Below are 19,661 nucleotides of genomic sequence, written 5' to 3'. Positions count from 1 at the left end.
GGTCACAACGGCTTCGCTAAAGCAGGGCCTGAGTGACTACACTTACTTCCCGTGTCTAAGAATTCTGCTTCCGCTTCCCAAACCGCAGCCGGCGTAGCAGGCAGCCCCGCGCCGGAGGTCCTCTACAGCGAGCGCCAATGGGTGCCGTGGTATTTCTGGTTCATGGCAGCCTTCGTCGTGGCGATTACCACCGCGACGGTCAGCCTGAACCGCAATATTTGGTGGATCATCATCCCGGCCGTGGTCTTAAGCGCCATCGCAATTTGGGTCATGGTTTCTTGGTCCGGCACCGTCCTGCGCGTGGAAAAGGATGCTGATGGCACCCGCTGGCTCGTGGTCAAAGACGCGCAGCTTCCCCACGATGTCGTGCAGCGCTCCATGGTGGTGCCAAAGTCGGCGCGCCGCAGCGCCCTTGGACCGCAGTTCGACCCAGCCGCCTTCCTGGTCACGCATGGCTGGATCGATGAGCACGTGATGCTGGTTCTGGATGATCCAGAGGATCCAACTCCGTACTGGCTCGTTGCCACCAAGAACCCACAGCAGGTGCTAAATGCCTTCTTAGATCCGGCAGATCGCCCTAACACTTAAGAGCCGCAAGCTCCCTAAAGGCAGCAAGACATAAAAATTCCCCTCTGCGCCGCTTACCCAAGTTATTGCTCCGAAAGGAACTATTGCTCCAAAGGGTAAGTCGCCCGCAGAGGGGAATTTGTTTTTCTCGCCTATGCGCAGTCGAGGCAGATCGGCTGACCGTCTTCCTCGTGGGACAAGCGCTTGTTGGATTGCACCAGGAAGCAGGAAGAGCAGGTGAACTCGTCTTCCTGACGCGGGATGACGGTGACGTTGAGTTCCTCACCGGTGAGATCCACTGTCGGTGGCTGGAAAGCCTCGACGATTTCTCCATCGTCGTCCATGCCGTTGTTGTCGGTTTCGGCAGCCTTCAGACCTTCGAGAGAGTCGGCTTCCAGCTCGTCTTCTACACGGCGACGCGGTGCGTCATAATCGGTGGCCATAGTGTACGCCCCTATTAGTCATGTGGTTGGGATAGGTATTTATCGTGCGCATCCTAAAACACATTTGCTGCGATGTCATACTCGCCCCGCCGCAGGCGCGTCAGATTCCTACCCCCGCAGTGGCTCTAGGGCACCATTTTCTTCGAGAAGCTGGGAAAATGCCGAGGCCAGGCTACCCCCGCAGGCCCAGGTTAATTCGCCGTCTTTTGCGCCTTTATTCAATCCTGGGCGATTAACTACAGCTCCGGCTTCAGCTGCGATGATGGCACCGGCGGCGCAGTCCCAGGCGTTAATTCCGTGCTCGTAGTAGGCGTCGACGCTTCCCTCCGCCACGCGGCACAAGTCGAGCGCGGCCGCGCCCATGCGACGAATATCACGTACCTGCGGAAGCAGTCGGCAAAGCAACTCCGCCTGCGCTTGGCGACGCCCCGCTGCATACCCAAAGCCCGTTGCCACCAGGGCTAGCGCAGGATCAGTTTCGGTGCGGCAGTGAAGCTTTCGTAGAGTGCCATCGGACGTTTCTAGCGTGGCGCCGTAGCCCAGGGCCGCCGAGTAGAGGTCGCCGCGCACTACGTTGATGACGGCGCCGGCGACGATCTCGCCATCCACGGCGGCGCCGATGGACACCGCATACTCATTGATGCCATAGAGGAAGTTCACGGTGCCATCGATGGGATCGACAATCCAGGTAATGCCGGTGCTACTTAAAACGTCTGCGCCTTCCTCGCCCAAGATGCCGTCGCCAGGACGCGCGAAGACGATCTGCTCGGTGATAAAACGCTCAGTTGCTTGATCCACCTCGGTGACGGGGTCCACCGCACTCGACTTCGTCTGCGTGTGCGCGGCGAGACCGTCGGCGTCGATAAGCGCCGCTCTTTGCGTGCGAATACGTGCTGCGGCGGCACGGGCAGTAGCCGCGGCGAAATCGCGCAGCTCTTCGACGTTAATTACATCCCTATCAAAGCTAGCCATGCCAACAATTATGCATTTGCCTAGACTTGATGCCTATGACTGGCACTACAGCTGAAACCAGCACCGCAAACCACGCCGCCCCAGCCCAGGCGGAGCACTCTTTTGGCATCGACATCGGAGGTTCCGGCATCAAGGGCGCGGAAGTAGACCTAGCAAACGGCGAGTTCGTGGGCGAGCGTCTAAAGATTGCTACCCCGGAAAAGTCCACCCCGGAGGCCGTGGCGACGATCGTCGCGCAGATTGTGGCGGAAAAGAACTGGGAGGGCCCGGTGGGTATCACTCTGCCTTCCGTGGTGAAAGATCAGAAGGTGCTCAGTGCCGCCAACATCGACAAGTCCTGGATTGGCGTGGATGCGCAGGAGCTTTTCGCCCAGTACCTGGATCAGCCTTTCGTGGTGCTTAACGACGCCGACGCTGCCGGCCTCGCCGAGGTTGCCTACGGCGACGCGGTGGCGCGCACGGGCTCGGTCATCTTCCTGACCCTCGGCACTGGTATCGGCTCCGCGTTCCTGCTGGACGGCAAGCTCTTCCCTAATACGGAGTTGGGCCACATGATGGTCGGCGATGCCGAGGCTGAGCACCAGGCGTCCTCTGCTGTAAAGGAGCGCGAGGGACTGAAGTACAAGGAATGGGTCAAGCGCCTTGACCGAGTATTGGAAGAATACGAAAAACTTTTCAATCCCCACGCTTTCATCATTGGCGGCGGCATTTCCCGCAAGTGGGAAAAGTGGGGCGATAAACTCACCACTTCTACTCCCGTTGCCCCAGCGCAGTTGCGCAATCGTGCGGGCATCGTGGGTGCGGCTATGGCAGCCCAGCAGGGCCTTAAGCCGTAACAGCAATCACATAGCTAATCGACCCCAGTTAACCGCCTTAAAGGCAAGATCATCTATACTGGGCCGTCGATCCTTAATCTAAACAGCACGCGGCGTGCCTAACCCGCCCTGATGTGGCGAGCTCGTAGCATGGCCCCAAAGGTTGGACCTTGTCTAACCTTGCTGTTTTCAATCACAAGCAAGTCGAAAGGGCGTACGTGGCAGCCACTGATTCTTCAGACCAGGTTCTCGGCGAGGGCACTGATGCCGCCGAGGCATCTGCCCCTGTCAAGAAGACCGCCAAAAAGACGGCCAAGAAAACCGCAAAGAAGGCCGCGAAGAAGACCGCCAAAAAGACCGCGAAGAAAACGGCCAAAAAGACTGCTAAGAAGACGGCCAAGAAGACGACTCGCAAAACTGCGAAGAAATCTGCCAAGAAGACCGTCCGCAAGTCTGCGCAGAAGGCCGCGGCCGCTCCTGAGGAGAAGCAGGAACAGCTCGAGACCGCTTCTGACGAGCTCGAGGACGAGCTGGTAGATGACGCGGACCAGGATGACGCTGACTTCGATCCAGATAACGCGGACATGGACGATGACGAGTTCGGCGATTCTGATGACGAACTCGATGCGGATGAGGACGATGAAGACGACGAAGAGGATTCTTCCTCTGTCTGGGACGAGGAAGAGTCCGCTACCCTGCGCCAGGCGCGCAAGGATGCACAGCTGACCGCTTCTGCTGACTCCGTCCGCGCTTATCTCAAGCAGATCGGTAAGGTCGCCCTCCTTAACGCTGAGCAGGAGGTCTCCCTGGCAAAGCGCATTGAGGCTGGCCTCTACGCGCAGTACCGCATGGATGAGATGGAAAAGGCACGCGCTGAGGGCGATAAGGCCGCCAAGCTCTCCCCTATGGAAAAGCGCGACCTGCGTTCCATCGCCCGTGATGGCCGCAAGGCAAAGAACCATCTGCTGGAGGCGAACCTCCGACTCGTCGTTTCGCTTGCGAAACGCTACACCGGCCGCGGCATGGCTTTCTTGGACCTCATCCAGGAAGGCAACCTGGGCCTTATCCGTGCGGTTGAGAAGTTCGACTACACCAAGGGCTACAAGTTCTCCACCTACGCCACGTGGTGGATCCGCCAGGCCATTACCCGCGCTATGGCGGACCAGGCCCGCACCATTCGTATCCCGGTCCACATGGTTGAGGTCATCAACAAGCTGGGCCGCATCCAGCGTGAGCTGCTGCAGGATCTGGGCCGCGAGCCCACCCCGCAGGAACTGGCGAAGGAAATGGATATCACCGAGGAAAAGGTGCTGGAGATCCAGCAGTATGCTCGTGAGCCTATTTCCCTGGACCAGACCATTGGTGATGAGGGCGATTCCCAGCTGGGTGACTTCATCGAGGATTCCGAGGCAGTCATCGCTGTCGACGCCGTATCCTTCACCTTGCTGCAGGACCAGCTCCAGGACGTGCTCACCACCCTGTCTGAGCGTGAGGCCGGCGTTGTCCGCCTGCGCTTCGGCCTGACCGACGGCATGCCGCGCACTTTAGACGAAATCGGCCAAGTCTACGGCGTCACCCGCGAGCGCATCCGCCAGATCGAGTCCAAGACCATGTCCAAGCTGCGCCACCCATCGCGCTCTCAGGTGCTGCGCGACTACCTCGACTAAGAGGCCAAGCTAGCCAAGGCAAGCAACAAGACGCACACGCTTGCCGACGCCGCCCTCTCCTCCCCCCGTTAGCACTAAGCTGCGGAGGGACGCGAGGGCATTTTGCATCTGTGGCACAAGCAAGAGTCCCAAGGATGCGGCCTAAGCCTCAACGTCATGGGTTCGCAGCCAGACAACAGATGCAATCCAAGCTCCGATGACGAAGCAGATAGAAACAGCCATCCTGAACGCGATACCGTACACATCAGGAGTGTCATCTGCGCCGAAGGCAGTACTGCCGAGCGAAATCGTCGACGTAACCATAGCCGGTGGTAGCAGCATCGGGATGAGCCGAATACCGCTGTAGAGAATTCCAACTGAGGCAATCGCGCCCACAAGTGAAATCGCCACGGGCGTGGCAAAGCTGCGAAAGATCATCGAGAAGAAGGATTGCCAGGCCCCGACTGCGAACGCCGGGATGATTGCTAGGAACAGCGCGCTCAAGTTGAGAGGCGAAATCTCTCCCTGTATTCCTAAGCCGCGTCCAATGCCTAATGCCAGCGCAATGAACACCGCCTGCATTAGCGCGATGAGGACCATGATGGAGAAAAACTTGGCCGCGACTACTTCTCCCGCCGAGCGCGATGAGGTCAAAATAGTGTTCCAATTGTGGTTGCGATGTTCCAGGCGCCAGGCAGCTGCAGCGATGATGGCCACTCCCACGGTCATAAAGATTAAGCCGTAGAACAGCGTTGCTTGGGAAAGATAGCTTGCCCATCCGGCATTAAGTACCGCCAAGTTGGCGTGATAATTCGCGGCACCAATGCCGACTGCTATAGACGGCACGAGGAAGATGACAGCCCATACGTAAGAGCGTCGAAATTTCAGCAGGTCGATAGCAAACATGAACTTATTCCTCCTGGGAATCAAGCGTGCGACAAAGCACGGTGAAGATGACGGTTACAACGGCGATGAACAGTGCCCATGGAATCCACAGTGGTTCGATGCTCACCAGGCCTTCGGGGCGGAAGGTAAATGGGGATAAGATTGCGTAGTAACCGAAGGGATTAATGAGCGTGACCGCGGTTGGGGAAAGCATTCCTGCCACACCGAGGAAGCCGCCTACTACCCCAGTGCTGAGCACCACGAGCTGGGATTCCACGCGTGCTGCCTGCCACAAGAAAATCGCCATCAGTGCGCACGAGGTCCCATATAGACCAGCTGCTGTGAGAACCCATGTGCCGGGGGAATCAATCGACTGTGCGCCAAAGAGGAATGGAGTGGTCAAGACCGCGAGCAATTCAACTACCTTTACTGCGGCTAGGACAAGGGCTAAAGCTGCGAACTTCGCGCGGAGCAGACCACCGCGGCGGTACCCGGCGATGGAATTAAGCCGCCAGCCGCCGTGGAGATGCTCTACATCGGCTGCGCGGCTGGCTAACAATGCCACCTGCACCGGAGTGAGGAAGGCCGTCACCATGATGTAGCCAAGGAGATGTCCGCCCCATTGACTATGTGGATCTTGCTGAAATTGTTCGGCGGCGTGCTCACTCACCAGATTCATACTGGAAAAGGCAACGATGGCGAGCGTGACAGCAAGGGCAAGCGGCAGCATCCGGGTATGCCGCATCTTGGCATATTCATTCTGCAGCATCATTGCAAGCCACCTCGTCCCGTAATCGAAATGAAGATCTCTTCGAGACTGCGGTGCGTTCTTAGCACTTGGTAGATGGGCACGCCATGGTTGACGAGCTGCGCGCAAGCCCCCGCGACGTCGCGCTCGCTTAAGTTCGGGACCCGAATGCCACCTTCTACAAAGCGCACTGAGATACCCGCGAGTGCTTGCGCCGCTTCCTTGGGGTTCGGGGTTTCGATAAAGACTTCAGGCGGCTGGGAATGGAAAAGCTCCTGCTTTGTACCTTGGAAAAGCAACTGCCCGCGATCGATAATGGTCAGCTCACTAGCCATCTTTTCGATTTCCGAGAGAAGGTGGCTCGAAACCAATACCGTTCGCCCCTCATCGGCAGCGAGGCTGACGATGAGATTGCGAATCTCTTCGATACCGGCAGGGTCAAGGCCGTTCGTTGGTTCATCAAGGATCAGAAGCTGCGGGTTACGAATCATAGCCATTGCGATGCCGAGGCGCTGCTTCATGCCCAAGGAATAGTTCGCTACTTGTTTGTCCAGCTGCTTTTCCAGCCGCACGAGGTGCACTGCGCGATCCACGTCTTCTGCCTCAGCGCGTAGAAGCCGCGCAGCGATGCGCAGGTTCTCTCGCCCGGTGAGGTGCAAATAGGCCGAAGGCTGCTCGATGAGCGAGCCGGTGCGGGCCAAGGCCCGGCTGCGCGTCTTAGGCCCGAAAGGCTCGCCGAACAAACTGATGCTTCCCGCAGTCGGCTTTGCCAGACCCAAAAGCATTTTCATGGTCGTGGACTTGCCCGAACCATTCGGCCCCAACAATCCGTGAACGACACCGTGGCCGATTGCCATATCAAGGCCGTCGACGGCCTTGAATCCCTTATATTCCTTGGTCAAACCCTGAGTTTCGACAACATATTCTGTGCTCATAACTCAATCGTTGCCCGGCGCGCCTACGCCGCACATCGCCGCGAGGCACGATTTCGCGAGTCATACCGGGGTATTAGGAGCTAAGCAGGTCAGCACGGGAGACAACTCCTGTGCGATAGACGAAAAGGGCTGCGTGTACACGGTCCCTAGAACTCGTCTTGGCGAGTACTCGTCCAACGTGCGTCTTGACGGTCGGCATAGAGATGAACATCCGCTCACATATCTCTGTGTTTGACCATCCCATCCCGATTGCTTCAAGGATTTCTTGTTCACGGGCAGTCAGCGACTCAAGTACCCGACGGTCTACGCCGCTAATACTCAGCGTGTCCGTGGAATCATCCCTCATACTGTGGACAAGGCGCTTAGTGGCGCGGGGTGAGATTACCGCGTCTCCGCGATAGACAGTGCGCAACGCGCTTAGTAGCTCCTCTGGCTCTGCGTCCTTGAGCACGAAGCCACTCGCTCCTGCTCGCAGCCCAGCTACTACGTAGTCTTCGTCATCGAAGGTTGTCAGAATGATGACCTTCGTCTCCGGAAGAGTGGATGCGATTTCAGCAGTGGCGCTAATTCCATCGCGGACAGGCATCTGTACATCCATGAGCACCACATCAGCAGGCGTGGCCGCGCATTGGGTCAGCGCATCTTCGCCATCGTTTGCTTGCCAGATAACATCCATGTCTGGCTGCGAACTAATGATCTGGGCAATCCCGTGTAGGAAGAGAACCTGGTCATCTACCAATCCGACTTTCATTGCTTACTTCCTCCTCCTGTGGGTAACTCTGCTTCTACTATCCATGTGCCAGCATCACTGCGCTGTTGGAAGGTTCCTCCAACCAATTCCGCTCGTTCCTTCATGCCAGCAATGCCATGTCCCTCGCCTCGGGCATCACCCATGTATCCATTGCGCACCTCAAAGCGGACGATACCTTCAAGCCATTCGACTAGTACGTCTGCTTGCCCGCCACCATGTTTGTTCGCATTGGTCAAAGCCTCTTGGACAATTCGGTACAGACTTAGCGACGTCGCGGCGGAAAGCTCTTCAGGTGGCGTTCCTGTGCAGCGATATCCCACAGCAATGCCAGCGCTTCTAACGCTGTTAATGAGTTCTGAAAGATCACCGAATCCCGCCATCGGTTGAGTGCCGCGCTTTTCCCCTGTGCGCAGCAAGCCCACGACTCCCCGCATCTCCCGCAAAGAGGTCCTTCCCACGCGGGAAATAGACTTCAAAGCTTCTTCTTGCGCTTCCGTGTCTTTGGTGTAGAGCGCCCCATCGGCCTGGGCAACTATGACCGATAGCGAGTGCGTGACGACGTCATGGATCTCACGTGCGATGAACGCCCGTTGTTCCGTCGAGCTTTTCTCGAATTCCAGGCGTTGTTTCTCTAGAGCACGCGAAATCTCCCGTGTGCGTTCTTCCTCTGCTCTCCTACGCAGTTCACCCACAAGCATGCATACCGCAAGGACCAGTAGGCTCCAGCCCACGACGAAAAGGCGCCGCGCAATATCCTGTGCTGCTTCCTGTACCGTTTGGCTCACCCAAAATACGCCGATAAAGTCCGCAGCAAGCATCCCTATAGTCATTATTCGACGTAGGGGCTCTTCCAGCCTGCGGCGAATAATGTAGGCGACCTGCCCCGCAAGGATTATGATGCCTACGGTGAGTTCCACCTGGAACAGGCTGGCGAAGAGCACCACTGATGCAACGAAGACCACCAGGCGCGGCCACCGCCTGCTAATAATTGGCACTAGCACGACCAAGGCGATAATCAGGTAGTCAAAGAGCGGCCGGGACATCAGGTCCCTACCGATGAGAGACGCCGCTCCGCACAAAAGCGACACCGCAAGGTCACGAATCATTCGCCTATCAGAAAAGACTTCCACACCTCTACGCTATCCGGTTCGACGAGTTAAGTAGTCATGCCTGAGTACGATTTCGTCGGCCATTTCTTCCCCAGGCCGGGTCTAAATAGACCTCCTTCCCCACAATTTCAGGCAGCCGAAGATTGGAAATCTGCGCCCCAAACTAATGTCTTGGGATACCGTGACGAGAGCAACATTGCAGAACAGCCTGATTCGAAATCCTCGCCGCCCGCCCCGCCGCGGTGACACACACCATAGAAGTCACCGGACCCGTCGGACAACAGGTCACCGCCCAGTGGGTCGAGTTCCCCGCGCGACGCCTCGCCGTCATCGAGATGGCCTCCTGCGCAGGCCTCTCCCTCGTGCCGCAGGACCTGCGCGACCCCGGCGCGACCACCATCCTCCTAGCCGCGCACATTCGCTTGCGCGGCTTCCGCGTTCCTATCCCTCAATGCCTGCGACCCCGTCGCTCCCCGCGGCGGGGTCGGAGCTGTTTCCACCCCCGCCAGAGTGCCCCCTTGCTGGAACCGGTGGTGAGGAAATAGGGTGGATTTAACAAATTGCAAACGTTTACATCAATCGTTTGCACACCACAGGGCGAAGCGGGGTGACCATCATGGCAGCAGAACACAGCCGTCCCACCCTCAAGGACGTGGCCCAGCGCGCCGGTGTCTCCATCGCCACCGCCTCCCGCGCCATGGCGGACAACCCCGCGGTGGCCACCACCACCCGCACGCGCATCCAGGCCCTAGCCGCGGAGATGGGATATCTCCCCAACGCCCAGGCCCGGGCCCTGCAGAGCTCACGCAGCAACACCATCGGGATAGTGGTGCCCAGCCTGATCAACCCCTATTTCGCCACCATGGTCTCCGCCGTGCAGAACGCAGCCGAGGGTGCCGGTCTGGCCACCATCATCACCAACACCGATGAGCGCCCGGAGACCATGGCCGCCTCCCTGGCCTTCCTTGCCAGCCACGGGGTGGACGGCATCATCTGCGTGCCCGATGAAGCCTGCGCGGACCAACTGAACAACCTGCACGCCCAGGGCATGCCCTTGGTCCTCATCGACCGAGAACTCACCGGATCCCCCATCCCCACCGTCATCTCCGATCCGCAACCCGGCATGGACGCCGCGGTATCGCTGCTGGTGGAGCACCATGCCCTGCCGATCGGTTACCTCTCCGGGCCGCTGAGCACCTCCTCGGGACGTGCCCGCCTGGAAGCCTTCCAGCAGGCCTGCCGGAACAACGAACGGGAACCGCAGCTGGTCTTCCGTGGTGGGTTCGAACAGGAGCAGGGCTATCAGGGTGCCACCCACCTACTCAACCACGGGGCCCGTGCACTGGTCGCCGGGGACACCATGATGACCATCGGGGTGCTCCAGGCCTGCCACCGGGCGGGCCTGAGTATCGGCGAGGGCATCAGCGTGATCGGTTTCGACAACCAACCCATCTTCGCCCTGCAACCACGGCCCCTGACGGTCATCGACCAGCAGGTGGACGTCATGGCCCGGCAGGCCTTCACCGTCCTGCACGGGCTGCTGACAGGCTCCAAAACTACCGAATCCACCCAGACGCACCTTGTCACACCCACTATCCTGATCCAGGGTGATTCCCTCATGAAAGGCCCACAACCATGACTGACATACCCGGTTCACCCGGTTCCATTGTTGTTGTCGGATCCATCAACGCGGATCTGACCACCACGGTCCACCGCCACCCCCACCCCGGTGAGACCCTCCTCGGCGGCGGTGGTGAGATCAGTGCCGGCGGCAAGGGCGCCAATCAGGCCGTGGCCGCCGCCCAGCTCGGTGCGGAGGTCCACATGGTCGGTGCGGTGGGTTCCGATACCATGGCCGACTCCGCCCTGGTGCACATGCGTGCCTCCGGCGCTGACATGTCCGCAGTCCACACCGTCGACGGCCCCACCGGTCTGGCCGTGATCACGGTGGCCGATGACGGTGAGAACACCATCATCGTCGTGCCCGGCGCGAATGCCAGCATGGACGCCGACTATGTGGACCGGCATGCCCGGCTCATTGAACAGGCCGGCATCGTCCTGCTGCAGGGTGAGATCCCCGCCGATGGTTTCAACCGCGCGGTGGACCTGGCGCAGGGTCGGGTGGTGATCAACCTCGCGCCTGTGGTCCCGGTCGGTCATGAGCAGCTGCGTCAGGCGGATCCCCTCCTGGTCAATGAGCACGAGGGTGCCCTCGTGTTGGAGATGCTCGGTGCACCCACCCCCGAAACCGATCCGTCCACCCTGGTGGCAGCCCTGCTGGGTCAGGGTTTCCCCACCGTGGTCATGACCCTCGGTGCCGATGGCGCCCTGGTCGGTGACGCCGAGGGCCTCACCGCGATCCCGACCCCCACCGTTGAGGCGGTGGACACCACCGGCAGTGGCGATGCGTTCGCGGGTGCGCTCGTCGCAAAGCTCGCCGACGGCCACTCCCTGGTGGAGGCCGCACGCTTCGCCGCCCGCGTCGGTGCGTTCGCCGCCACCCGCCGCGGCGCGCAGGCCTCCTACCCCACGCTTGTCGACGACCTACCCACAGTCACCGCTTAACTCCCCCACCGAAACGAGAGTAACCATGTCAACCACCATCGAACCGAAGAAAGCCCCGGCCGCTGCGATCATCCCGCTGATGATCGCCCTGCTGGTGGCGGTGTTCGCCTTCCAGCTCAATGCCTCCATGCTCGCTCCGGCCCTGGCCACCATGGAGGTCGAACTGAATGCGACCCCCGCCCAGATCGGTATGACCCAGACCGCGTTCTTCACCGCGGCCGCCCTGTTCTCCCTCTTCCTGCCGCGCTGGGGTGACCTCATCGGCCGCCGCAAGGTGCTGATCGGCATGATGATCGTCACCGGCATCGGCTGTCTCGTCGCGGCACTCGCCCCCAATGTCACCGTGTTGTTCCTGGGACGTCTGATCCAGGGTGTGGCCGGCCCCACCGTGCCGCTGTGTCTGATCATCCTGCGCCAGCATGTGCCCAATGAGAAGCAGTACGCACTACTGCTGGGTGTAATCACCTCCATCAACGGTGGTATCGGTGGCGTCGACGCGATCGCCGGTGGCTGGCTGGCGGAACACTTCGGCTTCCGGTCCATCTTCTGGGTCATGGCCGTGTTCTGCGTGGCGGCCGCCCTGGCCCTGTCCTTCAGTGTGAAGGAATCCACCGCCGAGACCACCCCGAAGATGGACTGGCTCGGTGTGCTGCCGCTCGCCGTGTCCATCGGTGCCCTGCTGACCGCCTTCAACGAGGCCGGCAAGCTTGCCGACGCCAACTGGTTCCTCGTCATCGCCCTGTTCGCCATCGGCATCATCGGCACCGTCGCCTTCTACAACATTGAAAAGCGTGTGAAGAACCCCCTGGTCAGCATCGAGTACCTCGGCCAGCGCCGCACCTGGGCGCTGCTGCTGACCACCCTGTTGACCATGACCGGCGTGTTCGCCATCATGAACGGTCTGCTGCCCAACCTCGCGCAGAACGCCACCCATGGTGCGGGCATGTCCGCCGGTGTGGTCTCCTGGTGGACCCTGACCCCGTATGCCCTGGCCGGCCTGGTCTTCGGGCCCGTCGCCGGTATTCTCGCCGGCAAATTCGGCTACAAGATCGTCCTGCAGATCGGTATCGCCGCCACCATCATCGGTGTCGCCGGTGCCACCTTCCTCGTGGGCAGCACCTCCAACCTGGCGTACCTGGGGATCTCCATCTTCGTGGGTATCACCTACGCCGGTATCGCCAACATCATGCTCAACGGACTCGGTGTGGTGCTCTCCCCCGCCGACAACCAGGGGTACCTGCCGGGGATGAACGCCGGCGCCTTCAACCTCGGTGCGGGTATCTCCTTTGCCATCCTCTTCGCGGTGGCCACCAGCTTCGGGGACAGCAACGGTGGGTACGCCGCCGGTATGTGGGCCGGTGTGATCATCCTGGCGCTGGCGTTCCTGTGCTCCCTGCTCATCCCACGCCCGGAATCCATCACCGATACCGTGGCGGCCAGAAACCTGGCTGCCAATGCCACCGACACCACCGATACCGCCCCCCGTGGGCAACTAACCCCGCACTTTGAGAATTAGGAGTTTCACCATGACCACCAAGATCATCCTCGACTGCGATCCCGGACACGATGACGCCGTCGCCATGCTGCTCGCCCACGGCAACCCGGACATCGAGCTGCTCGGCATCACCACCGTCGGCGGCAACCAGACCCTGGCCAAGGTCACCCACAACGCCCGTGTCGTGGCCACCATCGCCGGCATGGACACCCCGATCTACCCGGGCGTGACCCGCCCGCTGGTCCGCCCCATCGAGGTCGCCGAGGACATCCACGGCGACACCGGCATGGAGATCAACAACTATGACCTCCCCGAGCCGACCGTGGGCGTTGAGGACACCCACGCGGTGGACTTCATCATCGACACGGTGATGAACAACGAACCGGGCACCGTCGCCCTGGTTCCCACCGGCCCGCTGACCAACATCGCGCTGGCGGTGCGCAAGGAACCCCGCATCGCCGAACGCGTCAAGGAGGTCGTCCTCATGGGTGGCGGCTACCACGTCGGCAACTGGACCGCCGTCGCGGAATTCAACATCAAGATCGACCCGGAGGCCGCCCACATCGTCTTCAACGAGTCCTGGCCCCTGACCATGGTCGGTCTGGATCTCACCCACCAGGCGCTGGCCACCCCGGAGGTGGAGGAAAAACTCGCCGCACTGGGCACCGCGACGGGCGACTTCGTCGTCGCACTTTTCGACGCCTTCCGCAAGAACTACCAGGACGCCCAGGGATTCGACAACCCACCCGTCCACGACCCCTGCGCCGTGGCCTACCTCATCGACCCCACCGTGTTCACCACCCGCAAGGCACCACTGGATGTGGAACTGTCCGGCGCGCTGACCACCGGCATGACCGTCGCCGATTTCCGCGCCCCCGCCCCGGAGGACTGCACCACCCAGGTGGCGGTGGAACTGGACTTCGATAAGTTCTGGACCATGGTCGTCGATGCGGTGAAGCGCATCGGTTAGGAACTCAACGCACTAGGGGGACGTGAATGTCCCATTACGTTGTTAGCAGTTCCACCCCAGGGCACCGAAGATTCAAAGCCCGTCCATCCGAATGGGCGGGCTATGTTTATGTCCGTTCCCGCCGTCTGAAAGGAAAGTGGAACTAGTCGCTGGCTTCGGTATGGCTTATTCCTGTCCCTGTCTCTGAAAATGATCCGGGGGTGATGCCGCCGAAGACAATGACATACTCAAACAGCTCAATAGGAACCTGGCCCGGCCCGGGTGGCATGAGGTTTCACAGTAATGTGGATGCCAGCGCAAGTATGTCCGACCACCCCAGCGATGAAGCTCATCTATTCAACTCCCTACTCATCGCTAGGAAGCACAGACTCATGGCCTATGACTTCGTCATTGGCATGGACGTCAGCGAATTCCTGGCCAGCGACGCCGACGCCTCAACGTCCTGTTCGCAATGATGCGCAGCGGAGAGCTCTACAGAGACATCCCCACAGCCCGGGAGGCCGCAGCGGCCTAGCCCCTACAAGCCCCGAAGCCGATTGTGCAGGAAGCCCTGCTCTGGAGCGTCATCGCGTACTGCTCGAGCAACGCGCTGTTCACCGTGGTCATGGGCAACGCCTTCGCCGCGTTCCCCATCATGACCGCTGCAATCGGCTGGCCAGTCCTCGTTGAGAACTTCAACGGAAACCCCACCGCCATCATCATGCTGGTGTCCATCACAATCATGATGCGAGTATTCGCCTTCTAGCGAGCCAAAGTTACAAAAGAAAACAAGAGACAAAAGCCTATAAAACTCTTCCCTGTGACCTAGGAAACAGTTAGCATTGCGGAATGAAGTCGATTTTTATCTCCGGCGGCTGCGGCGGCTTCGGTCTCGCCGTAGCCCATATTTTCCGCAATGAAGGCTACATCGTTGGATTGGGCGATCTTCGCCCACCAGCCGACGAATCCATCCTCGGTGAGGGCATCACCTTCTACGAGCTCGATGTCACCAAACCAGAGTCCTGGGACGCTGCCCTATCCGAGTTCACCAAACTCACCGGCGGCAGGCTCGACATCCTCGACAACAACGCCGGCATCATCGACTCCGCCACCATCGCGGAAAGCGAACCCGCGCGCATCCGCGCCGTCATCGACGTCAACGCACTAGGCGTCACCCTCGGCGCACGCGCTGCTTACCCCTATCTGAAGAAGACCCCCGGCTCACAGCTGATCAACATCGCCTCCATCGCCGGTTGCTACGGCATCCCCGACGTCGGCGTCTACGCCGCCACCAAGGCCTATGTCCAGTCCATGACTGAAACCCTCGACCTCGAGTGGCGGCGCGACAAAATCCGCGTGCTCGACATCAACCCCCTATGGGCAAAGACGCCCATCTCCGACGTCAAGTCCAAGACGGTCACACGCCTCGGCGTAAACCTCACGCCAGACGACGTCGCGCAAGCCATCTGGCGCGCCGCCAACCCCAAGAACCGCTGGGACAAAGGCCGCCTCCACTGGGGCGTCGGCGCCCAAGACAAAGCAGCCCGCGTAGCCCGCAACATGGTGCCCGACCGCGTAGCCAAGGTCATCTACCAGGTGCTGTCAACCTAGTTATCGAGACCATCCGCAATAGCATCAGCGATTTTGTCGACAATCGGCTTATCCGCTGAATCACCGATGATCGTCACGGTGTCGCCCTGCGCGGCGCCCAAGGACATCAGCATCATGGCGGAATCGGCATCAGCTCGGTCGTCATCGAATGCAATGACAATGTCGCCACTTGCCTCCGCGGCCATCTCAGCCACCTTCGCTGCAGGGCGTGCATGGAGACCAGCAGCATCAGCCACGGTTGCCGACCGTGAGTATGCATCGCCGTCTGCGACGTCTGCCTTGCGTTCCGCCACTTTCTTTGGCACGAACACCTCGATGGCGCGCTCGGCAGCAACAGCAACTTCGTCAAGGTCATCACCTTGCTGCGCCGCAGTAGCCGCAGCGATAGCAGCCTCCACGAGCGGTGCGTCCACGAACTTCACCGGCTCATCGTCAAGGAACTCCAGCACCGACTCAACGGTCATTGTTGCCGAGCCCAAGTCGGTGAGAACAACAACTGCGAGGCCTTCCCCGAGCAGGTCATTAATAGCCGACTCGATGAGGTCATACGAGGTTCCGATTTCACCGGACTCCAGACCACCCGCGGCTGCGATACGCACGTCAGCGGCCATCTGCCCAGCCAGCTCAGCAAGGCCTTCGGCCAGCTTGGCTGAGTGCGAAACTAGGACCAAGCCCACTTTCGGTTCTGCCATGCCCTAACCCTCCTTTACAGCAGAAGCAGCGTCAGCAGCTGCAGCAATAAACAGCGCGGTCGAAGCAGCACCTGGATCCTTATGGCCAACAGAGCGCTCACCCAAGTAGGAAGCACGGCCCTTGGTAGCAACGAGTGGAATGGTTGCCTCGGCGCCTTCGGCTGCGGCATCGGCTGCCGCGCGCAGAACGTCGGCAACTCCCGCCCCGGCATCAGCCTGCTCGCGGGCAGCACGCGCCGCCGGCGCCCACGCATCAACCATGGTCTTCTCCCCTTCGGCGGCCTTACCACGGGTGGTGATGCCCTCGAGTGCCGCCTCAATGAGCGCGGCCGCGCCAGCGCCATCAAGCGCTTCACCGCCGACTGACTTAGCAGCGCGCAGGAATGCAGTTCCCAAAAGCGGACCAGATGCGCCGCCGACGGTGGACATCAAGGTCTTGGCCGTCAGCTTCAGCACATCCACGATGCTTTCCGAGGCATCTGCTTCGAGCTTTTCCACGACCGCGCGGAAACCACGGTCCACGTTTTCACCATGGTCACTATCGCCGATGACGCGGTCGAGCTCAATAAGCTCCTCCCGGTGCTCGTGGGCTTGTTCGGCACAACCTTTCATCCAAGCCAGGGCCCATTCGGTGTTCAAAGTTTCAACAGAAGTCACTTTATTCTCCTTGGCGTAGTGCGGCGGTATGGCATGGTGCGTCGAACAGCTCGATGTCTTCATCGTCGGCGCGCATGACCGTGACAGAGCAGCCCGCCATGTCGAGGCTGGTGACGAAGTTACCTACGAGGGAGCGTTCAATGGTCACGCCCGCTTCTTCTAGGCGCTGAGCTACTCGGCGGTAGACCACGTAGAGCTCCGATGCCGGGGTGGCACCCATGCCATTGACGACGACGATGGTTCGCTCGCCTTCTGCCAACTTCAGGTCGGCAAGAATCGGCTCCATGAGATGATCAGTGACATCGTCCGCGGAGACCAACGGGATCTCCTTGCGGCCCGGCTCGCCGTGGATACCGACGCCGAGCTCCACCTCATCATCTGCGAGGTCAAAGGAAGGCTTGCCCACGTGCGGCACGGTGCAAGCGCTCAGTGCTGCGCCCATGGTCGCGGTGTTCTCCACGACCTTCTTCGCCACTGCCGTGACAGCAGCTAGATCATCACCGCGCTCAGCGGCTGCACCTGCCAGCTTCTCCACGAGCAGCGTGCCCGCCACACCGCGACGGCCTGCAGTGTAGGTGGAATCCTCCACCGCCACGTCATCATCCACGATTACCTGGCTGACCTCAATGTCATCGAACTCCGCCAACTCAGCCGCGGTATCGAAATTGAGGACATCGCCGGTGTAGTTCTTCACGATGTAAAGCACACCCGCACCCGCATGGACCTCGTCGGTCGCCGCCTGGATCGCATCCGGCGTCGGCGACGTAAACATCGCGCCTGGCACCGCGGCATCCAACATGCCGTGGCCCACGAAGCCTGCGTGGAGCGGCTCATGTCCCGAGCCACCACCAGAGACAATCGCAACCTTGCCCTGTTCCTTCTTCTGCGCACGCGCCACAAACAGCGGCTCAGTAAAGCGCTTGACGATGTCGCCGTGTGCCAGCGCGAAGCCCTCCACAGACTCCGCCACTACGTTCTCCGGTGAGTTGATGAGCTTTTTCATCACGTATCTCCTTGGGATGTCGAATTAACCCAATTTCACTGGTTATAACAGTGCCGAGCCTACACGCGGATCCGCATAGATGAACGCAAACTTAAGAAAATGGAGACGCCGAAAATACCCGTCTACAAATCAAAAAATATTCCCAGCTCACTACGTCGAATTTCGACATAACACTCGAGAGTACACAGCCCCGCTGCCGCGGATGCATGGATAGACTCTGGTGTCATGAATGCCTTCACGCCCGCCCTTGCGGCCTTCCTGGACAGTTCAAGCCCCATCGATCTGCTTCAGTGGGTCTCTGCGATCCTGTCCCTGGATGACGATTTCTCGCAAAAGCCTGCCGAGTTCTTTGAAGCCATGTGGGATAACCCCGCCCCAGAGACGACCGCGGTACTCTGGGCCGCCGCCCTGCTGGATGAAGATAAAGAGCGCGTAAAGCTCCATCGCGCTGAGCTCGCCCGGCGCGATGACTTACCGCAGGAACCGACCTGGCTTGCTCACCTTGAGCAAGCCAGCGTAGTCAACGTCATCGAGGCTACGCAGTACTACGGGGATGTCCATTACTACACTCTCGAGCTATCCGTCCCGCACTCTGCGCCCCTGACGGTGAATGTCTCCATTGACCTAGCAGGCGGCAATGGCTCGATTTATGACTGTTTCCTCACCGAGGCCAATGCACAGCAGGTTATGGAGATCATGTCCAAGGATGAGTCCATGGAGAGCTTCGGCCCTACGAGCCAGGAGGGCCTGGCCGATTTCCTCAGCAACGCCATCTGGCTAGATGAGATCACAGTCGACGACGGCCCTGGTGAAAGCTGGCCTACCACCCGTCCGCTGCTGCGCTGGGTGCTCTCGCTACTAGATAATGTCCCTGCTACTGTCTCCAGTCCCGGTATCATCGGCCGCCGTATTCGTCTTGAAGAAGGCGATAATTCCGAAACTGAAGAAACATTGGCCGCCTTCCTGGATGCCGTTCCGCTTAAGAAGGAGGAGGCCGATGCTACCGAGACGCTACTCAGCATCACAGCCAATTACACCATGGCCGACCTCTACCACTGGTCCCCACTACGTGTGGAAAAAGCTCTGACCCTCGTAGCCCGCAAAGTCATAGCCCGTGACTCGTTCCTCCGGTGCTTCCCACGCGTCCTCACCAAGTTCGTCACCTGGACCGGCGAAGTCGCAGGACGCCCCGCCCACATCCAAAGGCAGCTCGACTCAGCACTAAAGGAAGAAGGAAAGCGCTTCCGCAGGGAACTCCAAGCACAATCCGACTTCGGTTCCTATGGCTACGGCCCAGATGCCATCGGCCTCGGCCCTGGCATGCCCGACCCCGAGACCTCCCGCTTCGACGCACAGCTCGACGATTCCCCTCTCCCCTCCGAGGACACCAAACTCAGCGCCCTAGCCCCAGACGTTATCGCTGGTGTAAAGCAATGGGACGCACTTATCACCGAGTGGTTTAACGATCACCCAGAGATCGATCCGGAACTGCTAACATCCACTCGCCGGCTCCTGAGCGCCCTAGCCCACGACAAGCCGAAGCAATTTAGCTCGACCAACGCCACAGTGGAGCGCAGCGTCGCCGCACTTCTAATCGCGGTCTCCGAGATCAACGCCGTGCCATTCGTAGTCGCCCAGATCCAACGTGACTTCGATTTACGCACCAGCCCCCGCTCGCGTGCCGATACCCTCCACAACTATCTTTACGATGCCGCCATCCACTCCGGCCGCCCCTTGAGCGGCTACCTCATCTCTCAAACACGACAGAGCATGATGAGGAATGCAGGGCTCTACTAATGGCTCAAGTCATCCACCCCG

22 protein-coding genes are annotated in these 19,661 nt (G+C 60.0%); 12 read left to right on the top strand and 10 right to left on the bottom strand.

What is annotated here, in order from left to right:
- Positions 1-51: 51 nt before the first annotated feature.
- On the top strand, positions 52-588 hold the full coding sequence (locus HMPREF2692_RS10975; protein ID WP_082785783.1) for a DUF3093 domain-containing protein: 537 nt from the start codon (positions 52-54) through the stop codon (positions 586-588).
- Positions 589-719: 131 nt separating this feature from the next.
- On the opposite strand, the gene HMPREF2692_RS10970 is transcribed toward HMPREF2692_RS10975, so the two are convergent.
- Positions 720-1,010: a DUF4193 domain-containing protein gene (locus HMPREF2692_RS10970; protein ID WP_061922875.1), complete on the bottom strand. Its 291-nt coding sequence runs from the start codon at positions 1,008-1,010 to the stop codon at positions 720-722.
- 108 nt (positions 1,011-1,118) lie between these two features.
- The gene (locus tag HMPREF2692_RS10965) at positions 1,119-1,982 is read right to left on the bottom strand and encodes an inositol monophosphatase family protein (protein WP_062040441.1); all 864 of its coding nucleotides are present in this window, start codon (positions 1,980-1,982) and stop codon (positions 1,119-1,121) included.
- Positions 1,983-2,017: 35 nt separating this feature from the next.
- On the opposite strand from HMPREF2692_RS10965, the gene ppgK reads away from it, so the two are divergent.
- Positions 2,018-2,818: a polyphosphate--glucose phosphotransferase gene (ppgK, locus tag HMPREF2692_RS10960; protein WP_062040438.1), complete on the top strand. Its 801-nt coding sequence runs from the start codon at positions 2,018-2,020 to the stop codon at positions 2,816-2,818.
- A 197-nt stretch (positions 2,819-3,015) separates the two neighbouring features.
- Positions 3,016-4,464 carry an RNA polymerase sigma factor gene (locus HMPREF2692_RS10955; RefSeq protein ID WP_062039495.1) on the top strand — a complete coding sequence of 483 codons (1,449 nt, stop codon included), beginning with the start codon at positions 3,016-3,018 and terminating at the stop codon, positions 4,462-4,464.
- A gap of 141 nt (positions 4,465-4,605) precedes the next feature.
- Here HMPREF2692_RS10955 and HMPREF2692_RS10950 read toward each other — a convergent pair whose 3' ends face one another.
- From HMPREF2692_RS10950 to HMPREF2692_RS10930, 5 genes are all read right to left on the bottom strand, one after another.
- Positions 4,606-5,349 carry an ABC transporter permease gene (locus HMPREF2692_RS10950; protein WP_070823606.1) on the bottom strand — a complete coding sequence of 248 codons (744 nt, stop codon included), beginning with the start codon at positions 5,347-5,349 and terminating at the stop codon, positions 4,606-4,608.
- Positions 5,350-5,353: 4 nt separating this feature from the next.
- The gene (locus HMPREF2692_RS10945) at positions 5,354-6,100 is read right to left on the bottom strand and encodes an ABC transporter permease (RefSeq protein WP_070823604.1); all 747 of its coding nucleotides are present in this window, start codon (positions 6,098-6,100) and stop codon (positions 5,354-5,356) included.
- Complete coding sequence (locus tag HMPREF2692_RS10940) at positions 6,097-7,011, bottom strand: ABC transporter ATP-binding protein (protein WP_070823602.1); 915 nt, start codon at positions 7,009-7,011, stop codon at positions 6,097-6,099. The genes HMPREF2692_RS10945 and HMPREF2692_RS10940 overlap by 4 nt, the downstream gene beginning before the upstream one ends.
- Positions 7,012-7,084: 73 nt before the next feature.
- The gene (locus HMPREF2692_RS10935; RefSeq protein WP_070823600.1) at positions 7,085-7,762 is read right to left on the bottom strand and encodes a response regulator; all 678 of its coding nucleotides are present in this window, start codon (positions 7,760-7,762) and stop codon (positions 7,085-7,087) included.
- Complete coding sequence (locus HMPREF2692_RS10930) at positions 7,759-8,892, bottom strand: sensor histidine kinase (RefSeq protein ID WP_246823448.1); 1,134 nt, start codon at positions 8,890-8,892, stop codon at positions 7,759-7,761. Before HMPREF2692_RS10930 ends, HMPREF2692_RS10935 begins: the two co-directional genes overlap by 4 nt.
- A 221-nt stretch (positions 8,893-9,113) precedes the next feature.
- Between HMPREF2692_RS10930 and HMPREF2692_RS12785 the strand changes: the two genes are divergently transcribed.
- From HMPREF2692_RS12785 to HMPREF2692_RS10895, 8 genes are all read left to right on the top strand, one after another.
- Positions 9,114-9,416, top strand: coding sequence for a glycerate kinase (locus tag HMPREF2692_RS12785; RefSeq protein ID WP_235591050.1), 303 nt, complete (start codon positions 9,114-9,116; stop codon positions 9,414-9,416).
- A gap of 71 nt (positions 9,417-9,487) precedes the next feature.
- Positions 9,488-10,510 carry a transcriptional regulator UriR gene (locus HMPREF2692_RS10925; protein ID WP_061923628.1) on the top strand — a complete coding sequence of 341 codons (1,023 nt, stop codon included), beginning with the start codon at positions 9,488-9,490 and terminating at the stop codon, positions 10,508-10,510.
- Complete coding sequence (locus HMPREF2692_RS10920; protein WP_061922904.1) at positions 10,507-11,436, top strand: ribokinase RbsK1; 930 nt, start codon at positions 10,507-10,509, stop codon at positions 11,434-11,436. Before HMPREF2692_RS10925 ends, HMPREF2692_RS10920 begins: the two co-directional genes overlap by 4 nt.
- Positions 11,437-11,461: 25 nt before the next feature.
- Complete coding sequence (locus HMPREF2692_RS10915; protein WP_061922907.1) at positions 11,462-12,952, top strand: uridine transporter UriT; 1,491 nt, start codon at positions 11,462-11,464, stop codon at positions 12,950-12,952.
- 10 nt (positions 12,953-12,962) lie between these two features.
- Positions 12,963-13,901 (top strand): uridine-preferring nucleoside hydrolase UriH, encoded by a 939-nt coding sequence (locus HMPREF2692_RS10910; RefSeq protein ID WP_061922910.1) that lies wholly within the window; start codon positions 12,963-12,965, stop codon positions 13,899-13,901.
- A 302-nt stretch (positions 13,902-14,203) separates the two neighbouring features.
- The gene (locus HMPREF2692_RS13190) at positions 14,204-14,356 is read left to right on the top strand and encodes a hypothetical protein (RefSeq protein WP_160330560.1); all 153 of its coding nucleotides are present in this window, start codon (positions 14,204-14,206) and stop codon (positions 14,354-14,356) included.
- Between the two features lie 83 nt (positions 14,357-14,439).
- Positions 14,440-14,646 (top strand): 5-oxoproline transporter, DUF979 family subunit, encoded by a 207-nt coding sequence (locus tag HMPREF2692_RS10900; RefSeq protein ID WP_061922916.1) that lies wholly within the window; start codon positions 14,440-14,442, stop codon positions 14,644-14,646.
- Positions 14,647-14,729: 83 nt separating this feature from the next.
- Entirely contained in the window at positions 14,730-15,491 is a 762-nt protein-coding gene (locus HMPREF2692_RS10895; protein WP_062038728.1) for an SDR family oxidoreductase, read from the top strand.
- Here the strand turns inward: HMPREF2692_RS10895 and dhaM are convergent.
- Genes dhaM through dhaK form a run of 3 tightly spaced genes read right to left on the bottom strand, consistent with a single transcriptional unit; the run spans position 15,488 to position 17,843 of the window.
- Complete coding sequence (gene dhaM, locus HMPREF2692_RS10890) at positions 15,488-16,183, bottom strand: dihydroxyacetone kinase phosphoryl donor subunit DhaM (RefSeq protein WP_061922923.1); 696 nt, start codon at positions 16,181-16,183, stop codon at positions 15,488-15,490. The two genes, HMPREF2692_RS10895 and dhaM, sit on opposite strands and share 4 nt — an antisense overlap.
- Before the next feature lie 3 nt (positions 16,184-16,186).
- Positions 16,187-16,795, bottom strand: coding sequence for a dihydroxyacetone kinase subunit DhaL (gene dhaL, locus HMPREF2692_RS10885; RefSeq protein ID WP_061923631.1), 609 nt, complete (start codon positions 16,793-16,795; stop codon positions 16,187-16,189).
- 46 nt (positions 16,796-16,841) lie between these two features.
- Entirely contained in the window at positions 16,842-17,843 is a 1,002-nt protein-coding gene (gene dhaK / locus HMPREF2692_RS10880) for a dihydroxyacetone kinase subunit DhaK (protein WP_061922926.1), read from the bottom strand.
- Positions 17,844-18,068: 225 nt separating this feature from the next.
- On the opposite strand from dhaK, the gene HMPREF2692_RS10875 reads away from it, so the two are divergent.
- Complete coding sequence (locus tag HMPREF2692_RS10875; protein WP_062040418.1) at positions 18,069-19,640, top strand: hypothetical protein; 1,572 nt, start codon at positions 18,069-18,071, stop codon at positions 19,638-19,640.
- Positions 19,641-19,661 lie beyond the last annotated feature (21 nt).

It is taken from the genome of Corynebacterium sp. HMSC036D03, from assembly GCF_001836185.1.
GTDB classification, from domain to species: domain Bacteria; phylum Actinomycetota; class Actinomycetes; order Mycobacteriales; family Mycobacteriaceae; genus Corynebacterium; species Corynebacterium simulans.
This window is presented reverse-complemented; position numbering and strand designations above follow the sequence as displayed.